This window comes from Nonomuraea sp. NPDC046570 (genome assembly GCF_040645915.1).
Classification (GTDB): domain Bacteria; phylum Actinomycetota; class Actinomycetes; order Streptosporangiales; family Streptosporangiaceae; genus Nonomuraea.
Genome location: NZ_JBEYZF010000013.1, coordinates 56,637 through 81,667, shown reverse-complemented (window position 1 = coordinate 81,667; position 25,031 = coordinate 56,637). Strand labels below are relative to the sequence as shown.

Below are 25,031 nucleotides of genomic sequence, written 5' to 3'. Positions count from 1 at the left end.
CTGGGCAGGATTGACCAGGTGAACGCTCCTGAGGCGCTGATTCTGGTGGTCGACGACGAGCCGAGTATCAGGGACCTGCTCTCGGCCAGTCTGCGCTTCTCCGGGTTCGAGGTGCTGACCGCCTCCGACGGACTCGAAGCCGTGCAGATCGCCGAACGGGCCAGACCTGACCTGGTGATCCTCGACGTGATGCTGCCCGACCAGGACGGCTTCGAGGTCGCCAGGCGGCTGAACGTGCCCGTGCTGTTCCTCACCGCGCGCGACGCGGCCGAGGACAAGCTGCACGGGCTGGGCATCGGGGCCGACTACGTGACCAAGCCGTTCAGCCTGGAGGAGGTGCTGGCCAGGATGCGGGCGGTGCTCCGCCGTACCAGGGGGGAGAAGAACTGTCCCTCGGCTCGGCTGCAGGTCGCGGACCTGGTGCTGGACGAGGACGCCCGCGAGGTGTGGCGGAGCGGGCGGCAGGTGCACCTGTCGCCGACGGAGTACAAGCTGCTGCACTACTTCATGGCCAACGCCGGGCGGGTGCTGTCGAAGGCGCAGATCCTGGACCACGTGTGGAACTACGACTTCGGCGGCGACGCGGGCGTGGTCGAGTCCTACGTCTCCTACCTGCGCAGGAAGGTCGACGACGTCGAGCCCCGGCTCATCCACACGCTACGCAGCGTCGGGTACGTGCTCAGGGAGCCTCCGCAGGGCTAGCGTGGGGGGATGGATCTGCTCGGCGCGTTGCAGGAGCTACGGCGTCGGCTCGACCGCGACCTGTTCCCGCTGGCCATCGGCGAGGCGGCCGGGGACAGGCGGGCGCTCAGGGAGCTGAGGGGGCAGCTCGACGACTACCTGCTGCCCAGGCTGCGGGCGATCGACGCCCCGCTGCTCGCCGTCGTCGGCGGCTCCACCGGCGCGGGAAAGTCCACCCTGGTCAACTCGCTGGTCGGCGCCGACGTCACCGAACCGGGCGTGCTGCGGCCCACCACCCTGGTGCCGACGCTGGTGGTCAGCCCCGCCGACCAGGACTGGTTCATGGCGCAGAACGTGCTGCCCGGCCTGTCCAGGGCCACCGGCTCGGGCCCGGGAGCGCTGCGGGTGGTCGCGGTCCCCGACCTGGCGCAGGGGCTGGCCCTGCTGGACGCGCCCGACATCGACTCCGTGGTGACCACGAACCGGGAACTGGCCGCGCAACTGCTGGCCGCCGCCGACCTGTGGCTGTTCGTCACCACCGCCGCCCGCTACGCCGACGAGGTGCCGTGGAGCTTCCTCCGCTCGGCCCGCGAACGCAGCGCGGCGCTGGCCGTCATCCTCGACCGGGTCCCGGCCGAGGCCATGGAACCGGTCGCCGCCGACCTCAGACGGCTGCTCGAAGTCAACGACCTGGCGGGCACCCCGCTGTTCACCGTCCTCGAGGAGGCGCTGCCGTCCGAGACCGCACGGCTGCCCGGCGAGGCGATCCAGCCCATCGCCGCCTGGCTGGCCGACCTCGCCGCCGACGCCCAGTCCCGAGGCCGGGTGGTACGGCAGACGCTGTCCGGCGCCCTGGACAGCCTGGCCACCAGGGTGCCCGCGCTGGCCGACGCGGTCGAGCGCCAGCGTGACGGCGTCGAAGCGCTCAGATCGATCGTGACCGCCGCGTACGCGAGCGGGATGTCCGGCTTCGACGAGGGCATGCGGGACGGCTCGCTGCTGCGCGGCGAGGTGCTGGCGCGCTGGCAGGACTTCATCGGCACCGGGGACCTCATGCGCTCGCTGGAGAGCCGGGTGGGGTGGCTGCGCGACCGGCTCGCCTCGCTGCTCACCGGCCGGAAGGCGCCCGAGACGCAGTTGCGGGTGGCGCTGGAGACCGGCGTCGGCGCGCTGATCAAGGGCGCCGCCGACGGGTCCGCGGAACGGGCGCTGGAGGGCTGGTCGGCCGCGCCGGGCGGCCCCGACCTGCTCGACCGGCTCGGCGCCGTGGAGTCGGCCCGCCTCGGCCGCGCCTCGCCCGACCTCGGCGCGCGGGCCGAGGCCGCGGTGCGCGGCTGGCAGGAGTACGTGCTTCACCTGGTCGCCGAGGAAGGCGCGGGCAAGCGCACCACGGCCAGGGTGGCGTCGTTCGGCGTCAACGGGGCCGGGCTGCTGCTGATGCTGGCCGTCTTCGCCTCCACCGGCGGCCTCACCGGGATCGAGGTGGGCATCGCGGGCGGGACCAGCGTGTTGTCGCAGAAGCTGCTGGAGGCCGTCTTCGGCGACCAGGCGGTCCGCACCCTGACCACCCGGGCGCGCGAGGACCTGCGGGCGCGGGTCCAGGAGGTGCTGGAGGAGGAGGCGGCGCGGTTCACCGCGCTGCTGGACGCGGTCGAGGTGCCGCAGGAGACGGCGCCCGCCCTGCGCGACGCGGTCCTCCTGGTGCGCGCGCACGAGCTTCCGGAGGACGCGTGAAGGGCCCCTCTCTCGACGACCGGCTGGCCGCCCTGCTGGAGGCGGCCTCACTCGCCGAGGGGCGGCTCCCCGACGCGGCCGTCTCCGCCGCCCACGCGGTCGCCGACCGAGCCGGGGTACGGCGCGGCCTGTCCGTCGACCACACCGTGGCCGCGCTCGCCGGAGCCACCGGGAGCGGGAAGTCGTCCCTGTTCAACGCGCTCGCCCTGACGGACCTGGCCGTGGTCGGCGTCACCAGGCCGACCACCTCCACCGCGCAGGCGGCGCTGTGGGACGGCGAAGGGGCGGGAGCCCTGCTCGACTGGCTGGAGGTGCCCACCCGGCACGAGGCCGCCGGGGAGCTGCCCGGGCTGGTGCTGCTCGACCTGCCCGACCACGACTCGATCGAGCTGACGCACCGGCTGGAGGTGGACCGGCTGGTCGAGCTGGTGGACCTGCTGGTGTGGGTGCTGGATCCGCAGAAGTACGCCGACGCGGCCGTGCACGAGCGCTACCTGCGCCCGCTGGCCAGGCACGGCGAGGTGATGGTGGTGGTGCTCAACCAGATCGACCGGCTGCCGACCGCCGCCGTCCGGCGATGCCTGGACGACGTGCGGCGGCTGCTCGCCGAGGACGGGCTGGGCGGGGTGCCCGTGGTGGGGCTGTCGGCGCGGACCGGGGCCGGGGTCGAGGAACTACGGTCACTGCTGGCCGAGCGGGTGGCCAAGCGGAGGTCCTGGGCGGAACGGCTGGCGGCCGACGTGGGCACGGCGGCTGCGGACCTCGCCGCGGTGGGTGGGGGAGCCGGCCGGGCGACGGGTGGTGGGGACGGCTCCAGGGCGAGCCGCGAGGTCAGCCGGGAGGCGAGCCGCCAGGTCAGCCGCGATGTCGGGCATGGGGCGAACGTCGGCGAGCTCGCGAAGCCGTTGAACAAGGCGTTGGCCGAGGCGGCGGGGGTGCCGCTGGTGGTGGAGGCGGTGGGGAAGGCGCATCGGCATCGGGCCGTGGTGGCCACCGGGTGGCCGGTCACACGCTGGCTGCGGCGGTTCCGGCCCGACCCGTTGCGGCGCTTGCGGCTGGGCGGGGGCGGGGACGGCCGGGAGATCGTGGGGCGGACCTCGGTGCCGGGGGCTTCCGCCGTGGAGAGGTCGCAGGCCGAGAGCGCGGTCAGGGACGTCGCCGACGCGGCCGCACGCGGCCTGCCGGGCCCCTGGGCGGCAGCGGTACGGCACGCGGCCCGATCGCGGACCGGTGAGCTGCCCGACACCCTCGACAAGGCCGTGGCCACCACCTCGCTGGGCGCGACCAGGGCGCCGAGATGGTGGAAGGCCGTCGGGCTGGTGCAGTGGGCGCTGTTCGCCGTCATGGTGGCCGGGGCGCTGTGGCTGGGCGGGCTGTTCGTCATGGACTACCTGCGCCTGCCCGAGCCACCGACACCCACCGCGGGAGTGGGCGGCGCCGAGATGCCGTGGCCGACCCTGCTGCTCCTGGGGGGCGCGCTGGCCGGGGTGGTGATCGCCCTGCTGTCCAGGCTCGCCGCCGGGCTCGGCGGACGCCGCAGGGCCCGCAAGGCGGGCAGGGCGCTGCGGGCGAGCATCGCCCAGGTGGGGCGCGAGCAGGTGCTGGAGCCGGTGGAGGAGGAACTGGCCAGATACGACCGCTTCGAGAAGGCGATCGCCCAGGCGACCCGGGCCTGAGCGTGTGGGCTTCGTGTGATCAGCCGAGGGCGTGGGCGGTTCTGCGGAGTTCGTCCACGACCGGGCGGAGCAGCGGGTGCTCCTCGGTGCCGCGACGGAGGGCGGCGAAGACGCGGCGTTCGGGGCCCGGGGCCTGGCGGACGGCCACCCCGGAGCGGTCCAGGTCACGCATCGCCAGGCGGGGCACCAGCGCCACGCCAGCCCCGGCGCCGACCAGGGCGACGACCGCGCGGAAGTCGTCGGAGGAGTGCGCGAACGACGGCGTGAACCCCTGCTGCTCGCACGCGAACGCGATCACGTCGTGCACGGGATTGCCCGGATAGGGGCCGATCCACGTCTCACCCGCCAAAGCGTCCAGAGCGAGTGGCGGGGCGGTGGCCAGCGGGTGGTCGCGGGGGAGGACCAGGTCAAAGGGCTCGGCGTACAGGGCCAGACGGAACAGGCGCTGGTCGGCGGCGTCGGGCGCGCCGCGGTACTCGACCGCGATCGCCAGGTCGGCGGTGTGGTCGAGGAGCATGGTCAGGCTGTGGTCGCCCTCGGCGTCGAGAACCCGGATGGTGAGTTCGGGCAGCCGGACCCGCAGGGCGGCGATCGCGGGGGCTAGCACCACCCCGATGGCGGTGGCGAACGAGGCGACGACCACCTCTCCGGCCGCGCCGGTGGAGTAGGCGGCCACCTCCGCCTCGGCGCGTTCGAGCTGGGCGAGGACCTCGTTGGCGTGCTTGAGCATGATCTTGCCGACCGCGGTCAGCCGTACCCCTCGGCCGTCGCGGGTGAACAGGCGCTGGCCGACCTCGTGTTCCAGCGCCCCGAGCTGCTGGGAGACGGCGGAGGGGGTGAGGTGCAGCGCCGCGGCGGCTGCGGTGACCGTGCCGTGGTCGGCCACCGCGCGCAACGTCCGCAGGCGGCGCGTGTCTATCACGCTGCCATTGTCCAGGACGATTTCGCCCTACCGGACCTCAGGTGCGGGACTGGACGAAGGCGTCCACCGCGCGGTCGACGTCCTCGGTGCTGTGCGCCGCCGAGAGCTGGACCCGGATCCTGGCCTGGCCGTGCGGCACCACGGGGTAGGAGAAGCCGATCACGTAGACGCCGCGCTGGAGCAGGCGGTCGGCCATCGCGCCCGCCTCGGCCGCGTCGCCGATCATCACGGGCACGATCGGGTGGTCGCCGGGCAGGATGTCGAAGCCAGCCTCGGTCATCTTCGACCGGAACCGCGCGGTGTTGGCGCGCAGCCGCTCGCGGGCCTCGCTGGAGCTCTCCAGCAGGTCGAGGATGCGCAGCGAGGCCGAGGCGATCACCGGGGCGAGAGAGTTGGAGAACAGGTAGGGGCGCGAGCGCTGGCGCAGCAGTTCGCAGATCTCCTTGCGGGCCGAGACGTACCCGCCGCTGGCGCCGCCGAGGGCCTTGCCGAGGGTGCCGGTGATGATGTCGACCCGATCGGTGACCCCGTGCAGTTCGGGGGTGCCGCGACCGCCCGCTCCGACGAAGCCGACGGCGTGCGAGTCGTCGACCATGACCATCGCGTCGTACCGGTCGGCCAGATCGCAGATGTCGGCCAGCGGCGCGACGTACCCGTCCATGGAGAAGACGCCGTCGGTCACGATCAGGCGCCGCCTGGCGTCGCCCGCCTCCTTCAGCCTGGCCTCCAGCTCGCCCATGTCGCGGTTGGCGTAGCGCAGGCGGCGGGCCTTGGACAGGCGGATGCCGTCGATGATGCTGGCGTGGTTCAGCGCGTCGGAGATCACCGCGTCCTGGGCGTCGAGCAGCGTCTCGAACACCCCGCCGTTGGCGTCGAAGCACGAGCTGTACAGGACGGTGTCCTCCATGCCGAGGAAGTCCGACAGCCGCCGCTCCAGTTCCTTGTGCACCTCCTGGGTGCCGCAGATGAAGCGCACCGACGCCATGCCGAAGCCCCAGCGGTCGAGCGCCTTCTTGGCGGCCTCGACCACGGACGGCTCGTCGGCCAGGCCCAGGTAGTTGTTGGCGCAGAAGTTCAGCACCTCGGCGCCGCCGACGCCGACGGTGGCGTTCTGCGGGGTGGTGATGACCCGCTCGGGCTTCAGCAGCCCGGCCTCGGCGATCTCGTCGAGCGTGACCCGCAGCTCGTCACGGACGTTTCCGAACATCATGCGCTCCATTCGGGTACGGCAAGGGCTTCCATCACGACGTCCAATCCAGAATGATCTTGCCCGTCCGCCCGCTCGCGGCGGTGTCGAAGGCTTCGTCGAAGTCGCGGTAGGAGAAGCGGTCGGTGATCACCGGCGACAGGTCGAGCCCCTTCTCCAGCAGGACCGACATGTTGTACCAGGTCTCGAACATCTCCCTGCCGTAGATCCCCTTGATGGTGATCATCGAGGTGACGACGGTGGCCCAGTCGACGGCGAACTCCTCGGCGGGCAGGCCGAGCATGGCGATCTTCCCGCCGTGCGTCATGTTCGCGATCATGTCGCGCAGCGCCTGCGGGTGCCCGGACATCTCCAGGCCGACGTCGAAGCCCTCGCGCATGTCCAACCGGCGGACGCCTTCGGAGATCGGCGTCTGGGCGACGTTCAGCGCGAGGGTGACGCCGAGCTTGCCCGCCAGGTCGAGCCGTTCGGGGCTGACGTCGGTGATCATCACGTTGCGCGCGCCGACGTGGGTGGCGACGGCGGCGGCCATGAGCCCGATCGGCCCCGCGCCGGTGATCAGCACGTCCTCGCCGACCAGCGGGAAGGACAGGGCGGTGTGCACGGCGTTGCCGAACGGATCGAAGATCGCCGCGATGTCGGGGGCGACCGGGGTCCGGTGCACCCAGACGTTGGTGGCGGGCAGCGTGACGTACTCGGCGAACGCGCCGTCGCGGTTGACGCCGAGCCCGACGGTGTTGCGGCACAGGTGGCGGCGGCCCGCCTTGCAGTTGCGGCACTTGCCGCAGACCAGGTGGCCCTCGCCGCTGACCAGGTCGCCGACGGCGATGTCCTCGACGCCTGGGGCGACCTCGACCACCTCGCCGGAGAACTCGTGCCCGACGACCAGCGGGAGCTTCAGCGTGTTCCTCGCCCAGTCGTCATATTTCCGGATATGCAGGTCGGTGCCGCAGATTCCGGTGCGAAGCACCCTGATCAGCACCTCGCCCGGCCCCATCGTCGGCTCGGGCACGTCGACGAGCCAGAGCCCCGGCTCCGCTCTCTCTTTGACCAGCGCTTTCATGCTCACTCTCCCCCTGGTACAGAACGTAACGCACTGTGCCCGGCCCCCTCGCGAGGTGTCCATCGAAGGTTTCTTAACTCCCCCCACAGCTCCGCTTCACGCCCCAGGCGGTGGCACCATGCCCTCTGTGCTCCACGTCGAAAGGAAGCCTGTGGAAGACCTGCGCATCGGAGTCGTCGGCCTCGGCCTGCGCACCCCTCTCGCCTCGGCCGCGCACCGGCCGGGCCGGGGCTCGGTCGTCGCCGCGATCTGCGACTCCGACCCGGCCGTCCTCAGGGCCGCCGCCGCGGCCTTCGGCCACCCGCCCGCCACCGAGGACCACCGCGAACTGCTCCGCCGCGCCGACGTCGACGCGATCCTGCTGATGACCCCCGACGACACCCACGAGCGGTTGGCGATCGACTGCCTCCAGGCGGGCAAACCGGTCTACCTGGAAAAGCCGATGCACATCACCGTGGAGGGCTGCGACAACATCCTGCGCGCCGCGTACGAGACCGGCACCAGGCTGTTCGTAGGCCACAACATGCGGCACATGGGCGCGGTCCGGCTGATGCGCGACATCATCGGCAAAGGCGTGATCGGCGAGCCGAAGACCGTCTGGGTCCGCCACTTCGTCTCCTACGGCGGCGACTACTACTTCAAGGACTGGCACGCCGACCGCACCCGCACCACGGGCCTGCTGCTGCAGAAGGCCGCGCACGACCTCGACGTCATCCACTGGCTGGCCGGCGGGTACACCGAGCGGGTCAACGCCTTCGGCGACCTGATGGTCTACGGCGACCTGCCCCGCCGCGCCCCCGGCACCCCGAGGCCCGAGGGCTGGCTGACCGACTACGAGTGGCCGCCCGCCGAGCGCGGGAACCTCCACCACATCGTCGATGTCGAGGACGTCTCGGTGATGAACATGCGCCTGGACAACGGCGTGGTGGCCGCCTACCAGCAGTGCCACTTCACCCCCGACTACTGGCGCAACTACACGGTGATCGGCACCGAGGGCAGGCTGGAGAACTTCGGCGACCTGCCCGGCGACACGGTGAAGGTCTGGAACACCGGCCCCTCCGGCTACCGCGAGGACTGCGACATCGCCTACCGGGTGCCCGAGGCCCCCGGCGGCCACGGCGGCGCCGACCCGCAGATCATCGCCGAGTTCGTCAGATTCGTCCGCGAGGGCGGGACCACCGACACCTCGCCGGTCGCCGCGCGGATGAGCGTCGCGGCGGGCTACCTGGCCACCCGGTCACTGCGGGAGGGCGGCGTGCCGTACGACGTGCCGCCGCTGGACCCGGAGCTGGTCGCCTACTTCGACCGGCCGGTCCGCTAGCGCTCCGCTTCCTGGGGGTTCCGCTCCAGGTTCGGGAAGGGCTCAGGCTCGGGAGCCGAGGAGGTGAGCTCGCGGGGGGCGCCGGGCTTCTCGGCCTCCCTCGCGTCGGCCACCGCTTCGGCGGCGGCCTCGGCCGCGCGGGCGATCTCCTCCTCGGCGGCCGTCGAGGCGGAGGTGTCCGCGCGGGCCGCCTCCACCTTCGGCAGCGCCTCGGTGAACGCCTTGGACACGCCCTGCAGCGCCGAGGTCACCTCGCTCGGGATCACCCACATCGTGTTGCCGCCCTGCGCGAGCTGCGGCAGCACCTGGAGGTACTGGTAGGCCAGCAGCTTCGGGTCGGGGTCGTTGCGGTGCACCGCCTGGAAGACCTGGTCGATCGCCCGCGACTCGCCCTCGGCCTTCAGCACGGCGGCGGTGCGCTGGCCCTCGGCGCGCAGGATGGCGCTCTGCTTGTCGCCCTCGGCCATGAGGATCTGCGACTGCCGCTGGCCCTCGGCGTTCAGGATGGCGGCGCGCTTGTCCCGCTCGGCGCGCATCTGCTTCTCCATCGCGTCCTTGATGGTCTTCGGCGGGTCGATCGCCTTGACCTCGACGCGGTTGACCCGGATGCCCCACTTGCCGGTGGCCTCGTCCAGCACCCCGCGCAACTGGCTGTTGATGGTGTCACGGGAGGTGAGCGTCTTCTCCAGGTCCATGGAGCCGATGACGTTGCGCATCGTGGTGACGGTGAGCTGCTCTATCGCCTGGATGTAGTTGGCGATCTCGTAGGCCGCCGCGCGGGGGTCGGTGACCTGGAAGTACAGGACCGTGTCGATCTCGACGACCAGGTTGTCCTCGGTGATGACCGGCTGCGGCCGGAACGTCACGACCTGCTCACGCAGGTCGATCATCGGGTAGACGCGGTCGACGTAGGGGATGACGAAGTTCAGGCCCGGCTTCAGCGTACGGCTGTAGCGGCCGAGCCGTTCCACGTTGCGCGCCCTGGCCTGCGGCACGATGCGCACGGCCCGCAGCACGGTGAACACCGCGAACAAGGCCACGAGCAGTCCTGCGATGAGCAGTCCCATATGATCACTCCCGGGGATAGACGAGAGCGGTGGCGCCCTCGATCTCGATCACGTCGACGGTCGCCCCCGTGGGGATCACCAGTGTCTCGTCGTAGGCCCTCGCGGACCATTCCTCCCCGCCGATGCGCACCCTTCCCTCCCGGCCGGTGACCTCACTGATCACGTAGGCGGGCTTGCCGACGAGTGCTTCGACGCCGAAACGCTGGAGTTGGGGCTGGCGGATGTGTCTCATGGCGATCGGCCGGACGACCAGCAGGCCGGCGGCCGAGGACAGGGTGAAGAGAATGAACTGCAGAGGTATCGGGAGCCCCAGGGCCGCGCCGACCGCGGTGAGCAGGGCGGCGGAACCGAGAAGGCCGAGGGCGGTGGTCAGCGTGAAGATCTCGGCCACGCCCAGCACGACCGCGAGGACGATCCAGATGACCCATTCATCCATGCTCCGGCCCTCCTGTAAGGGAAACGGGCCTACTGGTGTAAGAGGTTCCCCCCTCTAAGGTATTCCCCCCGGCAGCGCTATGGCAGGGTTTGTTCGCCCGATCGGAGCGCGCTTCCCGTCACCCACTTCGCCCACGGCAGTTGCCAGAAGCCCCACCCGTTGTCCCATGCGAGGGTCCGGGCGGTGCCGGTGATGGTGACCGGGTCGCCACGCAGCGAGCTGGCGTAGAACCAGGCGGCCTGGTCGGGCCGGGCGTTGACGCAGCCGTGGCTGACGTTGGCCCGGCCCTGCGCCCAGAGGTTGTCCTTGGCGTGGACGTACTCGCCGCTGTTGGAGATGCGCACGGCGTGGTCGATCAGCAGGTCGTAGAAGCCGGGCTCGCCCTTGCGTCGTCCGGGCGAGACCATGCGCACCGGGTTGCCCTTCTCCATGGTCAGGTGCACGCCGCTGGTGGTGGTGTACTCCCGGGTGGTGGCCATGCCCGCGCTGATGGCCATCCGCTGCACGACGCGGCCGTCCCGGCGGACCAGCATCTGCTTGGTGGCGGTGTCGATGGTGCTGGTCTGCCTGCGGCCGATGGCGAAGGTCAGCCTGTGGTCGGCGGCGCCGTACACGCCGGTGGCGGCGCGCACGCCGGCCAGGTGCGCGGTGAGGGTCACGGTCTGCCGGGACGGCCAGTAGCGCCTGGTGCGGTAGACCACCTGGCTGTCGCTCATCCAGCGCCACGCGCCCTCGACCGGCTTGGCCGCGCGCACCTCCAGCGTCCGCTCGACGGCGGCCTTGTCGCTCACGGCGCCGTCGAAGGTGACGATGATCGGGGCGCCGACGCCGACGACCTCGCCGGGCAGCGGCGAGATCGAGGCGATGCCGACGGTCTGGGTGGCGGCGCGAGTGCGGAAGCGGCCCACCGCCATCGCCTCGGGGGCGCCCGGGCGGCGGGCGGTCGCGGTCACCGTGTACTCCGTGCCGGGGACGAGGGTCCAGGTGGAGCGCCAGGTCGTGCCGGTCGGGTCGAGGCGGCCCTCGACCGTGGTGCCCCGGCCGGTGGCCACGACCCGGGTGAGTGTGCCGCCGCCCGCCTTGACCACCAGGCCGTCCTCGGTCCTGGCGCGCACGGAGTCGAAGGCGGGTGAGACGGTGATCACCGGCGGCGGGGCCACGGGCGCCGTCGCCTTCACCGAGCTGCAGCCCGGCACCAGCAGAAGGGCGACGAGGGGACCTGCCGCGACGCGCCGCATCTCACTCCTGCTCTCCAGGCCGAATCAGAAGATCCAAGCCTAGCGAGGAGTGATGACACGAGCACGTCGAGTGATCTATTGGACGGTTCCGGTCACTTCCCCCAGAGAGATGTCCCCGGCCCGCGCGCTGATGGTCACGGTGTCGCCGTTCTCCAGGAACGTCCGGGTCTCGCCGCTGGAAAGCTTGATCGGTTCTGTGCCGTTCCAGGTGAGCTCGATGAGGGATCCGCGCTGGCCGGGCTGGGCGCCGGACACGGTGCCGCTGGCGAACAGGTCGCCGGTACGCAGCGACGCGCCGTTGACGGTCAGGTGCGCCAGCATCTGGTCGGGCGTCCAGTACATGCCCGAGTACGGCGGACGCGAGACCACATCACCGTTGAGCGTGACCTCGAACTCGATGTCGAGCCCCCAGTCGGCCGACCGCCGCAGGTAGTCGAGCGGCTCGGGGTCCTGCTCCCGGCCGGGCACCCGGGGCAGCGCAGCCAGCGGGGTGACCCACGGCGAGACCGACGTGGCGAACGACTTGCCGAGGAACGGCCCGAGCGGGACGTACTCCCACGCCTGGATGTCGCGCGCGCTCCAGTCGTTGACCAGCGTCACGCCGAACACATGGTCCTCGAAGGACCCCGCCCGCTCGCCGAGCGCGGTCGGCGTGCCGATCACGAAGCCCAGCTCGGCCTCGATGTCCAGCTTGGCCGAGGGCCCGAACACGCCCGCGCCGCGCTGGCCGTGCGGCCTGGTCACCGGGGTGCCGGAGACCACCACCGTGCCCGCTCTGCCGTGGTAGCCGACCGGCAGGTGCCGCCAGTTGGGCTTCAGCGGCTCCTCGTCGGGCCTGAACATCCGGCCCAGGTTGGAGGCGTGCTCCAGCGAGCAGTAGAAGTCGACGTAGTCGGCCACCTCGAAGGGCAGGTGCAGCCGGACCTGGTCGAGGGGGATCAGGTGCTCCTGGGTGACGGACCGGTCGTCGCGGAGCTTGGTCTGGATCAGCGCCCTGGTCTCCCGCCAGGCCGTGCTGCCGCGCGCCATGAACGGGTTCAGCGAGCCGGTGGCGAACACCTCGTCGTGCAGGGAGGCGGTCAGGTCGAGGATGTGCTCGCCGTACCTGACGCCCACTCTGGGGGGCTCGCCGCCGCGGGAGAAGACCCCGTAGGGCAGGTTGTCGAGTCCCCAGCTCATGCCTTCACCTCTTCGATCAGTCCGAGGACCCGCAGGTCTTCCAGGGGTGTGCCGGTGCTGCACGATCCGTAGCTCACGAACAGCCGCCTGGCCTGCCGCGCGGTGTCGTCGGGCACGGAGCGCGCCAGTTGTACCAGGCCGCCCACGTCCGTGGAGTTCAGCACGGGGATGGGGTCGCGGCCCTCCACAGCCTCGCAGACGGCGAGGAGCAGGTTGAGGAAGCCGTGCCGGTCCACCGCGAGCGAGGGGTCGAAGTGGCGTACGGCGTGGTGCAGGCCCGCCGTGGCCTTGAACGGCACGTCGTCGGCCACGCAGTGCTTGATGAAGGCGGCCAGGTCGTGGGAGTGCGGGAAGGCGGCGGCCTCGGTCCCGCCACAGCGCACCTTGAGCCCGACGTTCGGCGGCAGGTCGGTCGGGTGCCTGGTCGGCAGGACCTCGAGGAACACGCGCACGTGGGCGGGCAGCCCGTCGGGCGGGCGGGGGCCGCGGACCTCCACCAGGTCGACGGGCAGGTCGCCGAACGGCGGGATCTCGTCGTTGTCCACGATGAGGCCGATCCTGCGCGGCATGAAGCTCTGCCGCCGCAGCGTGTCGAGACGGCTGGTGGGGCAGAGGAAGCGGTGGGTCAGGACAGGGTTGTCCAGTTCCTCGTCGCGTTCGTGGCGCTCCAGCGCCTCGGTCATGTGCAGCGCCGTCGGCGGGAACAGCCCGGCGTCGTCGATGAGGGCGGCGAACAGTGTGCTCATCGGGCCCAGGTCCAGGCGTAGTCGGAGTCCTCGCAGGCCAGCGCGCTCTGGCCGAGGTCGAGCGGGCGGAAGGTGTCCACCATGACGGCCATCTCGCTGGTCGTGGTGACGCCGCGGGCGACGGCGTCGATGACGGCCTCGACGGAGCCGGGCTGCGGGCCGTGGGTGAATCCGGCGGGGTGCAGCGAGATCGAGCCGACGTCGATGCCCGAGCCCCGGCGCGCGGTGTAGTCGCCGCCGACGTAGAACATGAACTCGTCGGAGTCGACGTTGTGGTGGTTGTAGGGGATCGGCACCGCTTCGGGGTGGAAGTCGAGCGGGCGCGGGCAGAACGAGCAGATCACGAACCCGGGGCCTTCGAACGTCTGGTGCACCGGCGGCGGCGCGTGGGTGCGCTTCACGATCGGCTCGAAGTCGTTGATGTTGAAGGCGTACGGGTAGAGGTAGCCGTCCCAGCCGACCACGTCGAAGGGGTGGTGGCGGAAGGTGAGCCTGGTCAGGCCGCCGCGCGTGCGGACCAGCACGGGCACGTCCGAGCCCTCGGCGGTGAACGGCTCCTGCGGGGTGCGCAGGTCCCGCTCGCAGTAGGGGGCGTGCTCCAGGAACTGGCCGTACTTCGACAGGTAGCGCTTGGGCGGCCTGATGTGGCCCGACGCCTCGATCGTCAGGGCGTTGACCCGGCCGTCCGGCACCCAGCGGTGGATGGTGCCGGTCGGGATCACCACATAGTCGCCCTCGCCGGCCTCGATCACGCCGTAGGTCGACTCGAACCTGGCCCGGCCGCGCTGGATGTAGACGCACTCGTCGCCCATCGAGTTGCGGTACAGCTCGCTGGGCCGGTCGGTCGAGGTGTACGACATGCGGACGTCGCCGTTGCCCGCCAGCAACTGCCTGCCGGTCACCAGGTCGCCGCTCGGGGGCAGGTCTTGGGTGCGGAAGTGCCGGGGCGACAGCGGCAGGTTGGGCTCCAGTCGGGATTCGGCCGCCGGGGCGACCGCCTCGGCCTTGACGATCGCGGTCGGCAGGTGGCGGTGGTACAGGAGGGAGGAGTCGGAGGAGAAGCCCTCCTCGCCCATGAGCTCCTCGGCGTAGAGGCCGCCGTCGGGTCGCCGGAACTGCACGTGACGCTTGCGGGGCACCTCGCCCACGACGCGGTAGTACGGCATCTTCCCTCCGATGTTGTCCGCTTAACGGACACTCATGTCCTCTATTTGGTACTACGGTCGTTCAAAGCCCGGAGGTTGTCAACCGTTCAGGACTGGAAGGCCACCGCCAGCTCGGCCGCGGCCTCGACCACCCGCGCGCCCGCCGACTCCTCCAGCGGCCCGAACGTCACCACCCCCACCGACGCCTCCAGCCACGGCAACCCGGGCACCGGCGCGGCGATCCCGCGCGCCCCCTCCTGGAGCTGCCCCTCGGTCACCAGGTAGTCGGCGCGCCCGTCGCGCAGCCCGAGGATCGCCAGGCCCGCCGCGCCGCGCTCCAGCGGATGACGCGACCCCTCCCGGTAGGCGACGTGCATGTTCGTCCACGAGGGCTCGACCACCGCGACGGCCAGGCCGTCGTCACCCTCGGCCACGGTCAGGTGCGCGGTGGCGCCCACCTGCTCGGCCAGCCGCCGCAGCGTGGGCAGTGCCGCCGCCCTGAGCAGCGGCTGCACCGCCTGCGCCAGCACCAGCAGGCCGAACCCGAGATGGGCCCGCCCGGCGCGGTCGCGGCGGACGAACCCCTCGTTCTGCAGGGTCGTCAGCAGCCGGTAGACGACCGGGCGGCTGAGTGAGAGCTGCGCGGCCAGCTCGGTCGGGGTACGACCACCGTGCCCGTCGGCGAGCAGGCGGAGCAGGTGGAGCCCGCGCTCCAGCGTCTGGGCGGATTCTGCGGCCATCATGCTGTCGATTATCTATCCGTGAGAACGCGGTGACAGATTGCGGTGAAAGGGTAGGAAACCCACCAGTCGACCTGCGGGGGGAACGAATGCGGCGGATGTGGCTGGCCTTGCTCGCCGTACCGGCGCTGGGCGCGCTGATCCCCATGCTCCCGTCGGCCGGCACTCCCATGGTCCGCGACACCCCCTTGGTCGACGTCGCCACCGTGGACCGGGCGCCGCGCATGCTGGTCGAGAACACCTTCCACGTCACCGAGGGCATCGACGTGGACGTGCGGTTGATGCCGGTGGAGCAAGGCGTCGAGATCACGGAGACCGTCATCGCGCCCGGCGTCACGCTCGACGCCAGCGGCGCCATGCACGGCGCGCCCAAGCGGCCCGGCACCTACACCAAGCTGGTCAAGCTCTGCCAGGACAGCGGGTGCGTCCGCGAGCGCGTCGCCCTCGTCGTGCACCGGAACATCCCGTGGCAGCCGGGCACCCTCACCTTCCCCGGCAGGGTCGGCGTCCCGTTCGACAGCCAGATCACCGTCGTCGGCGGCCCCGAGGTGCCGCCCGCCTTCACCGTCCGCGACACCAGCGCCCTGCCGAAGAACGTCACCATCGGCCCCGACGGCCACGTGGGCGGCGTCCCCGTGCGGGCGGGCCTCTCGGAGGTGCCGGTGCGCGTCTGCCTGGCCGGCAACTGCGGCGGGGTGATCGTCACACTGATCGTCGTATGACCCTGTGGCACGGTGGGGGTATGAAATCGGTCATCGTGGTGGGGGCGGGCATCTGGGGATCGTCGCTGGCGTTGCGCCTGGCCGAGACGGGCTGGCGGGTACGGCTGGTCGAACAGCACGTCCCCGGCCATGTACGGCAGGCCAGCGCGGGCGAGACCCGGCTGCTGCGCTGCAGCCACGGCGCCGACGACTGGTACGCCAAACTGGCCTGGCGGGCCAGGGACGGCTGGCGCAGGCTGGGTGAACGCGCGGGCGAGGACCTCTACCTCGAAGCCGGGATGCTGTGGTTCGCCAAGGAGCCCGAAGGCTGGGAACACGCCAGCGCCCAGGTTCTCGGCGGTCTGGGCATCCCGTACGAGGTGCTCGGGCCGGACGAGGGCGCCAGGTTCTTCCCCGGCTTCCGCGGCGACGACCTGTCCTTCCTGCTCTGGGAGCCGAACGCGGGCGTGATCAGGGCCAGGCGCGCCACCCAGGTCACCGCCCGCCTGGCCCTGGCGGCCGGAGTCGAGCTCGTCAGGGGAGTCGCCGCCCCCGCCGAGGGCACGGCCGTCAGGGTGGGGGAGGAGGTGCTGCGCGCCGACCGCGTGGTGTGGGCCTGCGGCGCCTGGCTGCCCGCCCTCTTCGAGGTGCCGGTCAGCGTGACCAAGCAGGACACCCTGCACTTCGCCGCCCCCGCCGGGTGGACGACGCCCGGGGTGCCCGCGTGGGTGGACCACAGCTCCTCCAGGTACGGCCACGGCGACGTCGACGGGGTCGGCCTGAAGGCCACCTCGGACGTCGAGGGCGGGCCGTACGATCCGGAGTCGGGCACCCGCGAGGTCGACGCGATCAGCGAGGCGTGGGCGCGGGAGTACCTGGGCCGCCGCTTCCCCGCGCTGGCCGACGCGCCCGTGCTGTTCCGCCAGGTGTGCCAGTACGCCCTCACGCCGGACGCCGAATGGGTGATCGCCGAGGCGGGGCCGGGCGTGTGGCTGCTGGGCGGCGACTCGGGCCACGGTTTCAAGCACGGGCCCGCGCTGGCGGAGTACGTCGCCGGAGTCCTCGACGGCGACTTCGCGCCGGAACCCCGCTTCGGCCTGCACCGGCGGGCGTCCGCCAAGGGCCTGAGAACCAGCGGTCTGTCGTAGTGCCCTCCCTACCCCCTATTCGGGGGAGCGCTGGCATGATCCGGACGGCTCGGCGAGCGATTCTCAAGGAACAGAACCCTGAGCCTTGAGGAGCACGACATGCAGGCCGAGACCGAGATCCCCGCGGGCGTCCGCGCCGCGACCACCTTGTGGATCACCGCCGTGGCGATGGGCGCGTTCGAGACGATCCTCGCCGTCACCCAGCTCCCCGCCTTCGACGCCGGGACCGCCGTCGGCTTGGGCGTCCGGGTCGTGATCTACGCCGCCGCCGTCTTCCTCGCGCTGCTCCTGTGCCGCCGGCAGAACTGGGCCAGGGCGGTCCTCGCCGTCGGGCTCGGCGTGTTCGGCACGATCTCCCTGGTGATCGAGCCCGTCCAGTGGCTGCTCGCCGGGAACTCGCCCGGCCGGTTCCTGGCGGAGGCGAGCACGATGACGCTGGTCGCCGCCGGAAGCAGGCTGGTGCACCTCGCCGCCGTCCTCGGCGCCATGGTGCTGATGTTCGGCCCGCCGGCCAACGCCTTCTTCCGCGGGGCTCCGACAGGGGAAGTTGCTGGGCGTCGAGAGCGAGTGTGACGATCTCATTGAAGGGGGCTGATCGTCCCGATAGTGTGCTACTTGCCCCCTTGATCCTCCCGCGAAGTAGGCCTCATGCGACTGCGGAACATCTTCGTCATCGGCGCCACGCTCTCCCTCCTGGGAATCGGGGTACCGGCCTGGTCCGAGGACGACCCGAAGAGCTGTACCGAACTGCTGAGCGCGGACACCCCGGCCTATGTGGTGTGCCACTGGATGGCCACCGAGGAGGAGGCGCGCGACATCGCGCTCTTCTGGGGGGCCAACGACGGCGAGAACATGAAGGAGACCACCCCCCTGGACCGGGAGGTGGTCGACTGCAACGCGGCGGGCAACTCCTGCCCCGGCGACCTGGAGGGCGACGGCGCCATGCACGGCGACGGCGACCCCGAGCCCGACGGGTACGTCGACGACGGCGGCACCCCCGAGTGCGACCCCGGCACGGAGTGCGCGGTCAAGCCCGAAGCGCTCAAGGCGTCGGCCGAGGACATCAAAGGAGCCGCGCAGACTCCCCAGGGACAGGCCCTGAGCAAGGCCGCCGAGTCGGGCCTGCGGGTCTGGATCGACACCGACCTGACCGACGACTGGAAGGCGGGCAAGCTCGCCGAAGCCGTCAAGGCCGTCGGCGCGCTGGCCGCGCAGCCCGGCGTCGCCGGCATCAGGTTCGCCACGCAGCTCGGGTACGACCAGACCTTCACCACCGCCGAGGAGATCGACAAGTTCGTCGCCGAGACCTCGGCCGCGCTGCGGATCGCCGCGCCCGGCAAGAAGCTGGCCGCGCACACCCTGGTGCCGCTGTTCGGCTGCGGCGTCAACGACGCGTGCAAGGTCGAGATGACCAAGAAGTACCCGCTGCTCGACCCCGAGCGGATCGGCGCCTTCCTGACCAAGGGCCAGATCGACCAGCTCGCGCTCGACGCCGGCCTGCTGGCCACCGAGTACGCCACCTGGAAGATCGACGCCACCGAGGCGCAGCGCAACCAGTGGATCCAGGTCAGGGCCAAGGCGTGGGACGCCTACGCGCAGATCGCCGCCGAGGACGCCGTGCTCACCGCCCCCGGCTCCTCCCAGCTCACCGCCGTGCAGGCGCGCAAGACGCTCACCGAGCGGGTGGCCACGCCGCTGCAGAACGACGCCGCCGAGACCGTCACCCTGTGGACCCGCTGGCAGGACCCGAACGGCACGGTCAACCGGGTCCTCGGCGAGAAGCTCGCCACCAACGCCACCTGGCAGCAGCTCGACCGGCTCGACTCGGTGAAGCCCAGGCTCGCCACCGTCTACGACCCCGCCACCCCCGAGGTCGACACGGCCACCGATCTGCAGAAGCTCGCCGAGGTCTTCGGGCAGGTCTACCTCACGACCGCCTAGCAGGCCGGGTGAAGCCGGCCCGCGGGTGGCTCATCCTGGCCGATGAGGGGGATCCGCGGGCCGCCCGCCGCCGTGCTCCGGCGCGGTCGCCTGGCGGGCGCGCAGGACGATCTCCAGCTCGAAGCGGATGTCCGGGTCGGTGAGCTGCTCGCCGTACAGCTCTTCGAGCTGGCGTAGGCGGTAGCGGACCGTCTGTGGGTGCACGTGTAGCCGGGCGGCGACCTCTGCGGCGCCGCGGCCGTGCCGGAGCCAGGCCAGGAGGGTTTCGGCGAGGCGGTCCTGCTGGCCGGGGCGCAGGTGGGCGAGGGGCGCCAGCCGTACCTGGGACAGGGCGGTGACCAGGGCCTCGTCCTTGAACACGATCAGCGTCGCCATGTGGTCGGCGCAGCGCAGCGGGCCGGGGCGGGAGGGCAGGATGCCGCGCCGGGACAGCGCCAGCGCCTCGGCGGCCCACCGCAACGAGGTCGCCGCCGCCGCCAGGGGTACGGCGGGCCCGATCGCCGCCCGCCATCCGCGCAGCCCCGAGTCCAGCAGCCGCTCCTGCCCGGGGCCGCTGGGATCGGGTACGAGCAGGCACGGGCTGGGGCGGCTGAGGCCGTACAGGACATCGGGTGAGAGGGTGGGGCCGCGGGTGGGGTCGTCGGGCGCGCGGGTGTCCAGGGCCACGCCCGCGACGGTCTTCGGCAGCCGCCAGCTCGCCGCCTTGGCCAGCTCCGCGACCGCCTCGGGCTCGGCCGCGCCGCCGAGCAGCAGGTCGAGCAGCCGGTGGCGGCGGCGTTCGAGCTCGCCCGCGGCGTGCGCCCTGGCCTCGTGGAAGCCCTCGGCGGCGGCGTCGGCGAGCTGGTCGAGGAAGACGAAGATGGCCTCGCCGAGGTCGTAGAGGAGCCGCGGGGTCAGGCCGAGCGGCTCGGCTAGCTCGGTGAGCCGCCGCCAGCCGACCCTGGCGCCCAGCCGCATGGCGGCCTGCAGGGGTTCGAGGTCGCGGCCCTCCACCGCCTCGCCCCGGCCGATCGCCCGGAACGGCTCGGGGTCCCACGGCGCGTCCGGGGTCTCGACGCGGTCGAGGAAGCGGCCGATGGCCTCCTCGACCGCCGTCCGCACCGCCTTGACGTACACCTCGTCGGAGGGGCGCGAGTACTCGGGGACGCGGGTCCGGATCTCCTGGATCACCTCGTCGGAGACGCGCGCGACGCCGGGCCTGAAGGTGCGGACGAGGTCCCGGAGCTGCCGCGCGTCACCGTCGATGGTCATGTTCCCTCCTGCGGCCATTGTGGCGTGTCCGGCAGAAGATGGAGAAGGTCGCTCAGGGCTTGAGGAAGCCGCCGAACTCCTCCAGCGAGATGAGGCCGTCGCCGTCGGCGTCGAGCCGCCGCACGCCTGCCTCGGCGGCCTCCAGGGTGATGGGCTGGCCCAGCACCTCCATCAGCCGCATGAGCTCCCCGGCCGAGATGAGGCCGTCGTTGTTGGCGTCGACCAGCTTGAAGGTCACCGCGTAGTCGTTGGTCATGGGCGAGACCTTAGTCCGATGTGTCGGATTCCGGAGCCTTTTCTGGGTCAGTGGCCACCGGTGGCATGGGCGCCGGGACGCCCATGCCACCCTCCGCTCCCTACAGCACCGCGCCGCTGGGCGGGCGGGCGGCCTTGGGCTGCTTCGGCTGCGGCGGCGGCTGCTTGCTGCGGCGCTCGAACTCGATGGCCAGCGGCCCCGCCACGAACGACGACGACAGCGTGCCGACCACGATGCCGAGCAGCAGGGCGATCGCGAAGTCCCGCAGCGAGTCGCCGCCGAAGAACGCCAGCGCGGCCAGGATGAACAGCGCGCCCAGACCGGTGTTGACGGTCCGCGGGACGGTCTGCAGGATCGCGCTGTTGACGACGCCCGCGAACGGCGCCTTCGGTCGCGCCGTCCACAGCTCCCTGACCCGGTCGAAGACCACCACCTTGTCGTTGACCGAGTAGCCGACGATGGTGAGCATCGCCGCCAGGAACACGCCGTCGATGGGCTTGCCGAGCCAGGCGAAGACGCCGAGGACGATCGCCGCGTCCACGAACAGCGCCAGCACCGCCGCCAGCCCGAACGTCCACCTGAACCGGAAGGCCAGGTAGCCGAGCTGCGCGGCCAGCGCCAGACCGAGCGCGATCAGCGCGTTGCGCCGCAGTTCCTCGCCCAGGCTGGGGCCGATGAGCTCGTCACGGACCTTGGTGACGTCGCCGAGAGCCTGCTCGATGCGGGCGGCGTCGTCCCCGCTGATCTGCCCGGTGCGCACCGAGATCGCGTCGCCCGAGGTCTGTACGACCGCAGACGGGAAGCCCGCCCGGGAGACCGCCTCGCGGGCGACGTCGGCGCTCATCGGCTGGGCGGCGGTGTACTCGACCAGCCGCCCGCCGGTGAACTCCACGCCGAAGTTCAGGCCGCGCGCGGCCAGCCCGGCGACCGCCACCACGAGCACCCCGCCCGCCACGGCCAGCCACAGCCGCCCGCGCCGCATCACCTGCGGGTCGCGCCTGGTCAGCCAGGTCCGCAGGCGGCCGACCGAGCCCAGGCCGGAGAGCCTGGGCGACATCTTGGCGATGGTCGACTGGGTGAGCACCCTGGTGATGAGCATCGCCGAGATCAGCGAGGCGATCACACCGATGGACAGCGTCACGCCGAAGCCCTTGACCGGTCCGGACGCCAGCCAGAACAGCAGTCCGGCGGCCAGCAGGGTGGTGATGTTGGAGTCGGCGATCGCGCTCCAGGCGTTCTTGAAGCCCAGGTCGAGGGCGCGCCTCAGGCCGCGGCCCGGCGCCTTGGCGTACTCCTCCCTGGCCCTTTCGAAGACCAGCACGTTGGCGTCGACGGCCATGCCGATCGCCAGCACGAATCCGGCCAGGCCGGGCAGGGTGAGCGTCGCGCCGAGGGCGACGAGCGCGCCGTAGGAGATCGCGCCGTAGATGGCCAGCGCGATGGCGGCGAGTACGCCGACCAGCCGGTAGATCACGATGATGAACAGCGCGGTGAGCAGCACGCCGACGATGCCCGCCATGGCGCTGGCCTCGATGGCCTCGGCGCCGAGCGTGGGGCCGACGGTGCGCTGCTCGACCATCTGCAGCGGCACCGGCAGCGAGCCGCCCTTGATCAGGGCGGCCAGGTCCTGGGCCTCCTCGACGGTGAACGAGCCGGTGATCGAGGTGGAGCCGCCGGGCATGCCCCCGGTGCAGGGCACGGTCTCGTTCACCTGCGGGGAGGAAATGATCTTGTTGTCGAGGACGATCGCGACCCTGCGCTGAGGGTCGCCGACCGGCTGGCACGCCGCCGCGCCGGTCAACTTCTGCCACGGCCCCGCCTCGCGGAAGTCCACGGTGACGAACCAGCCGGGTCCCTGCTGCGGGTCGGTGCGCGCGGACGCGTCGGTGACGCCGTCGCCGCTGATCACCGCGGGGCCGATCAGCAGCGGCTGGCCGCCCTCGTCGGGCAGGGCCTTCTTGTCGCCCGGCTGGGCCTGGCCGGTCACCGCGTGGAAACTGAGCTGCGCGGTCTTGCCGATGACCTCCGCGGCCTTGCGCGAGTCGAGCACGCCGGGCAGCTCCACGATGATCCGCTTCTCGCCCGAGCGGACCAGGGTCGGGTCGACGACGCCGAGCGCGTCGGCGCGCCGGTGCAGCACCTCCAGGGTCCGGTCGGCGGCGGCGGAGTCCGCCTTGACGGTGGGCGAGTCCATGGTCTCGAAGACGAGCTGGGTGCCGCCGCGCAGGTCGAGGCCGAGGCGCGGCGTCATGGTGAAGACGAGGTACAACGAGGTCGCGATGACGGCCAGCGCCGCCACCGCACGCCACACGGGCGCACGTGACATGGAAGCCTCCACAGGCTTTCAGGGAAGAAGGGGTGTCAGAAGGCTGTGGAGGAGGGCGGCGCGCGCGCCGGAGCCGCCGCGCGACCCGCGGCCAGCGGCACGTCGTGCTGGCCCGCGCCCGCACGGGCCAGGAACGCGAGCGGACGCTGCCGAACCCCCGAGGGCAGTACGGCGGCGCCGCCGAAGGCACTGTGCGGCCCCACGTCGGCGTGCGCCCTGGGCAGGCGCGGGATCGGCAGCACCTGCCGGGACTCGGAGTGCTGGCCGGCGCCGGCCACCGCGCGCACCGACGCGGTGAGTGAGGCGGTCGACGACGCGCCGCCGACCAGGAAGATCGAGGACAGCAGAAGGAGCAGCGCGGCGGGCAGCCTGATGCGCATGTCTCCTCCCAGGGTCGTCGCGTTCACCGTATCCCGCTTCGGGTAGCCGGGGGGCATGACCGTCTACGGGATTCACGCCTCACACGAGCAGGTCCACCCGAGCGCCCTGCTCGACGCCGTCACCATGGCCGAGAGCGCGGGCTTCGCCGCGGCCATGTGCTCCGACCACTTCTCGCCGTGGAGCGCCAGGCAGGGCCAGTCGGCCTTCGCCTGGTCCTGGCTCGGCGCCGCGCTCGAACGCACCTCGCTGCCCTTCGGCGTGGTCAACGCCCCCGGCCAGCGCTACCACCCGGCGATCATCGCGCAGGCCGTCGGCACGCTGGCCGCCATGTACCCGGGCCGGTTCTGGGCCGCCCTCGGCACCGGCGAGGCCTCCAACGAGCACATCACCGGCGAGCCCTGGCCGCGCAAGTCCGTGCGCGCCGCCCGGCTGCGCGAGTGCGTGGGAGTGATCAGGGCCCTGCTGGCGGGCGAGGAGGTCTCGCACGACGGGCTGGTCAATGTGGATCGGGCCCGGCTGTGGACGCTGCCCGAACAGCCGCCCGCCCTGGTGGGCGCGGCCGTCAGCGAGGAGACGGCGCGCTGGTGCGCCGAGTGGGCGGACGGGCTGATCACCGTCAGCGGGCCGCAGGCCGCGGCGGTGGGCCGGGCCTACCGGGAGGCGGGCGGGCGCGGGCCGCTGCGCCTGCAGGTCCACCTGAGCTGGGCGCCCACCGAGCAGGAGGCGCGGCGGATCGCGCACGAGCAGTGGCGCTCGAACGTCTTCGCGCCTCCGGTCTGCTGGGATCTGGACACCGCCGAACTGTTCGACGCGGTCTCGGCCGACGTCTCACCCGCGCGGGTGGCCGAGGTCGTCCACGTCTCCGCCGACGTCCACCAGCACGCCGCCTGGCTGAACGGCTACGCCGAGCAGGGCTTCGACGAGATCTACCTGCACCATGTGGGGCAGGAGCAGCGGCCCTTCGTCGAAGCGTTCACGGAGGTGGTGAAGTAGGCCGTCAGCCCGGCCTCCTCTCCGTCGGCGAGATCACCGGGGTCTCAGCGCTCGTCGACGACCTGGCCGTCCAAGGCGGTGCCGTCCTTGGTGAGGGCCATGGTCAGTGGCGCCTCCGGGAAGGTGGGGAAGGCGGCGAGCGCGGCGCCCATCTGCTCGGCGGTCTCCCAGTGCCAGGTGTCGGTGTAGGTGCCGTCTTCGAGCTGGATCAGCACGGCGTGGGTGAGCCCGGGATGCCCCTCCCGGACGGTCGCGATCAGCGAGTTCCGGCGGGCCAGGAACTCCTCCAGGTCGGCGTCGGCGACGGAGTAGCGGTGCGAGCGGACGACGGACATGTCGGTGTCTCCTGTGCGTTCGGGCTTACCAGCTGCCGGCGATCTGCCGGACCGGGGCGTTCAGGCGGTTGAAGAGGTTGGTGACGGCGGTCATCAGCAGGATCGAGGCGAGCTGCTGCTCGTCGAAGTGGTCGGCGGCGTTGTTCCAGACCTCGTCGGAGACGGCATCGGTACGGTCGGCCAGCCGGGTCGAGGCCTCCGCCAGCTCCAGCGCGGCCCGCTCGGCGTCGGTGTAGTACGGAGCCTCGCGCCAGGCGGCGACCAGGCCGATGCGCTCGTCGCTCGCGCCGAGCTTGCGCAGGTTCTTCAGGCCGGCGTCGACGCAGAAGCTGCAGCCGTTGATCTGGCTGACCCGCAGGTGGATCATCTCCATCAGCTCCTGGGGGAGACCCTGCGACTGAGCGGCCTTCATCAGCTCCTGGATCGGCTGGATCGCGGCGGGGATGAGCGTGGCGGGGTTCTTCATCCGGGCTTCCATGGTGTTTCCTTTGTCTCGGTTCGTGTGAGATCAGAGTGGCTGTCCGGATTGATACATTCGCTATGC

The 25,031-nt window shown here is 71.8% G+C and carries 25 protein-coding genes; 9 read left to right on the top strand and 16 right to left on the bottom strand.

From position 1 onward, the window contains the following. The first annotated feature begins 18 nt into the window (after positions 1-18). The 3 genes from ABZ911_RS21955 to ABZ911_RS21945 are packed head-to-tail and all read left to right on the top strand — an operon-like array spanning position 19 to position 4,091. Positions 19-702, top strand: coding sequence for a response regulator transcription factor (locus ABZ911_RS21955; RefSeq protein ID WP_358058585.1), 684 nt, complete (start codon positions 19-21; stop codon positions 700-702). Between the two features lie 9 nt (positions 703-711). Further along, entirely contained in the window at positions 712-2,415 is a 1,704-nt protein-coding gene (locus tag ABZ911_RS21950) for an ABC transporter (protein ID WP_358058582.1), read from the top strand. Further along, the gene (locus tag ABZ911_RS21945; protein ID WP_358058579.1) at positions 2,412-4,091 is read left to right on the top strand and encodes a YfjP family GTPase; all 1,680 of its coding nucleotides are present in this window, start codon (positions 2,412-2,414) and stop codon (positions 4,089-4,091) included. The genes ABZ911_RS21950 and ABZ911_RS21945 overlap by 4 nt, the downstream gene beginning before the upstream one ends. Before the next feature lie 19 nt (positions 4,092-4,110). On the opposite strand, the gene ABZ911_RS21940 is transcribed toward ABZ911_RS21945, so the two are convergent. Genes ABZ911_RS21940 through tdh form a run of 3 tightly spaced genes read right to left on the bottom strand, consistent with a single transcriptional unit; the run spans position 4,111 to position 7,283 of the window. Continuing rightward, the gene (locus tag ABZ911_RS21940; RefSeq protein WP_358058576.1) at positions 4,111-5,013 is read right to left on the bottom strand and encodes a LysR family transcriptional regulator; all 903 of its coding nucleotides are present in this window, start codon (positions 5,011-5,013) and stop codon (positions 4,111-4,113) included. 37 nt (positions 5,014-5,050) lie between these two features. Next, complete coding sequence (locus tag ABZ911_RS21935; RefSeq protein ID WP_358058573.1) at positions 5,051-6,220, bottom strand: glycine C-acetyltransferase; 1,170 nt, start codon at positions 6,218-6,220, stop codon at positions 5,051-5,053. A gap of 34 nt (positions 6,221-6,254) precedes the next feature. Beyond that, positions 6,255-7,283, bottom strand: a complete 1,029-nt coding sequence (gene tdh / locus ABZ911_RS21930; protein WP_358058570.1) for an L-threonine 3-dehydrogenase — start codon at positions 7,281-7,283, stop codon at positions 6,255-6,257. A gap of 127 nt (positions 7,284-7,410) precedes the next feature. Here tdh and ABZ911_RS21925 point away from each other — a divergent pair, with 127 nt between their 5' ends. Continuing rightward, positions 7,411-8,604, top strand: a complete 1,194-nt coding sequence (locus ABZ911_RS21925) for a Gfo/Idh/MocA family oxidoreductase (RefSeq protein WP_358058567.1) — start codon at positions 7,411-7,413, stop codon at positions 8,602-8,604. Here the strand turns inward: ABZ911_RS21925 and ABZ911_RS21920 are convergent. The 7 genes from ABZ911_RS21920 to ABZ911_RS21890 form a co-directional block, all read right to left on the bottom strand. Further along, positions 8,601-9,671 carry an SPFH domain-containing protein gene (locus tag ABZ911_RS21920; RefSeq protein WP_358058564.1) on the bottom strand — a complete coding sequence of 357 codons (1,071 nt, stop codon included), beginning with the start codon at positions 9,669-9,671 and terminating at the stop codon, positions 8,601-8,603. The two genes, ABZ911_RS21925 and ABZ911_RS21920, sit on opposite strands and share 4 nt — an antisense overlap. A 4-nt stretch (positions 9,672-9,675) precedes the next feature. Further along, entirely contained in the window at positions 9,676-10,107 is a 432-nt protein-coding gene (locus tag ABZ911_RS21915; RefSeq protein ID WP_358058561.1) for an NfeD family protein, read from the bottom strand. A 77-nt stretch (positions 10,108-10,184) separates the two neighbouring features. Next, positions 10,185-11,345 (bottom strand): Ig-like domain-containing protein, encoded by a 1,161-nt coding sequence (locus tag ABZ911_RS21910; protein ID WP_358058558.1) that lies wholly within the window; start codon positions 11,343-11,345, stop codon positions 10,185-10,187. 75 nt (positions 11,346-11,420) lie between these two features. Further along, complete coding sequence (fahA, locus tag ABZ911_RS21905; protein ID WP_358058555.1) at positions 11,421-12,524, bottom strand: fumarylacetoacetase; 1,104 nt, start codon at positions 12,522-12,524, stop codon at positions 11,421-11,423. Continuing rightward, entirely contained in the window at positions 12,521-13,270 is a 750-nt protein-coding gene (locus ABZ911_RS21900; protein WP_358058552.1) for a hypothetical protein, read from the bottom strand. The genes fahA and ABZ911_RS21900 overlap by 4 nt, the downstream gene beginning before the upstream one ends. Next, the gene (locus ABZ911_RS21895) at positions 13,267-14,436 is read right to left on the bottom strand and encodes a homogentisate 1,2-dioxygenase domain-containing protein (protein WP_358058549.1); all 1,170 of its coding nucleotides are present in this window, start codon (positions 14,434-14,436) and stop codon (positions 13,267-13,269) included. Before ABZ911_RS21895 ends, ABZ911_RS21900 begins: the two co-directional genes overlap by 4 nt. Positions 14,437-14,522: 86 nt before the next feature. Continuing rightward, a complete protein-coding gene (locus ABZ911_RS21890; protein ID WP_358058546.1) occupies positions 14,523-15,158 on the bottom strand; it encodes a helix-turn-helix domain-containing protein in 636 nt (211 codons plus the stop codon). 86 nt (positions 15,159-15,244) lie between these two features. On the opposite strand from ABZ911_RS21890, the gene ABZ911_RS21885 reads away from it, so the two are divergent. The 4 genes from ABZ911_RS21885 (at position 15,245) to ABZ911_RS21870 (ending at position 18,945) form a co-directional block, all read left to right on the top strand. Then, a complete protein-coding gene (locus ABZ911_RS21885; protein ID WP_358058543.1) occupies positions 15,245-15,877 on the top strand; it encodes a hypothetical protein in 633 nt (210 codons plus the stop codon). A gap of 20 nt (positions 15,878-15,897) precedes the next feature. Then, positions 15,898-17,004: an FAD-dependent oxidoreductase gene (locus tag ABZ911_RS21880; protein ID WP_358058540.1), complete on the top strand. Its 1,107-nt coding sequence runs from the start codon at positions 15,898-15,900 to the stop codon at positions 17,002-17,004. A gap of 99 nt (positions 17,005-17,103) precedes the next feature. Beyond that, a complete protein-coding gene (locus ABZ911_RS21875) occupies positions 17,104-17,577 on the top strand; it encodes a hypothetical protein (RefSeq protein ID WP_358058537.1) in 474 nt (157 codons plus the stop codon). A gap of 75 nt (positions 17,578-17,652) precedes the next feature. Continuing rightward, entirely contained in the window at positions 17,653-18,945 is a 1,293-nt protein-coding gene (locus ABZ911_RS21870; RefSeq protein WP_358058535.1) for a hypothetical protein, read from the top strand. 30 nt (positions 18,946-18,975) lie between these two features. Here ABZ911_RS21870 and ABZ911_RS21865 read toward each other — a convergent pair whose 3' ends face one another. From ABZ911_RS21865 to ABZ911_RS21850, 4 genes are all read right to left on the bottom strand, one after another. Then, positions 18,976-20,196: a helix-turn-helix domain-containing protein gene (locus ABZ911_RS21865; RefSeq protein ID WP_358058532.1), complete on the bottom strand. Its 1,221-nt coding sequence runs from the start codon at positions 20,194-20,196 to the stop codon at positions 18,976-18,978. 52 nt (positions 20,197-20,248) lie between these two features. Then, entirely contained in the window at positions 20,249-20,452 is a 204-nt protein-coding gene (locus ABZ911_RS21860; protein WP_358058529.1) for an EF-hand domain-containing protein, read from the bottom strand. 100 nt (positions 20,453-20,552) lie between these two features. Beyond that, the gene (gene secD, locus ABZ911_RS21855) at positions 20,553-22,778 is read right to left on the bottom strand and encodes a protein translocase subunit SecD (RefSeq protein ID WP_358058526.1); all 2,226 of its coding nucleotides are present in this window, start codon (positions 22,776-22,778) and stop codon (positions 20,553-20,555) included. A 35-nt stretch (positions 22,779-22,813) separates the two neighbouring features. Further along, a complete protein-coding gene (locus ABZ911_RS21850) occupies positions 22,814-23,158 on the bottom strand; it encodes a hypothetical protein (RefSeq protein ID WP_358058523.1) in 345 nt (114 codons plus the stop codon). 55 nt (positions 23,159-23,213) lie between these two features. Between ABZ911_RS21850 and ABZ911_RS21845 the strand changes: the two genes are divergently transcribed. Then, the gene (locus ABZ911_RS21845; RefSeq protein WP_358058520.1) at positions 23,214-24,152 is read left to right on the top strand and encodes a TIGR03885 family FMN-dependent LLM class oxidoreductase; all 939 of its coding nucleotides are present in this window, start codon (positions 23,214-23,216) and stop codon (positions 24,150-24,152) included. A gap of 44 nt (positions 24,153-24,196) precedes the next feature. Here ABZ911_RS21845 and ABZ911_RS21840 read toward each other — a convergent pair whose 3' ends face one another. Further along, a complete protein-coding gene (locus ABZ911_RS21840) occupies positions 24,197-24,487 on the bottom strand; it encodes a hypothetical protein (protein ID WP_358058517.1) in 291 nt (96 codons plus the stop codon). Between the two features lie 25 nt (positions 24,488-24,512). After that, positions 24,513-24,965 carry a carboxymuconolactone decarboxylase family protein gene (locus tag ABZ911_RS21835; RefSeq protein WP_358058514.1) on the bottom strand — a complete coding sequence of 151 codons (453 nt, stop codon included), beginning with the start codon at positions 24,963-24,965 and terminating at the stop codon, positions 24,513-24,515. Between the last annotated feature and the right edge of the window lie 66 nt (positions 24,966-25,031).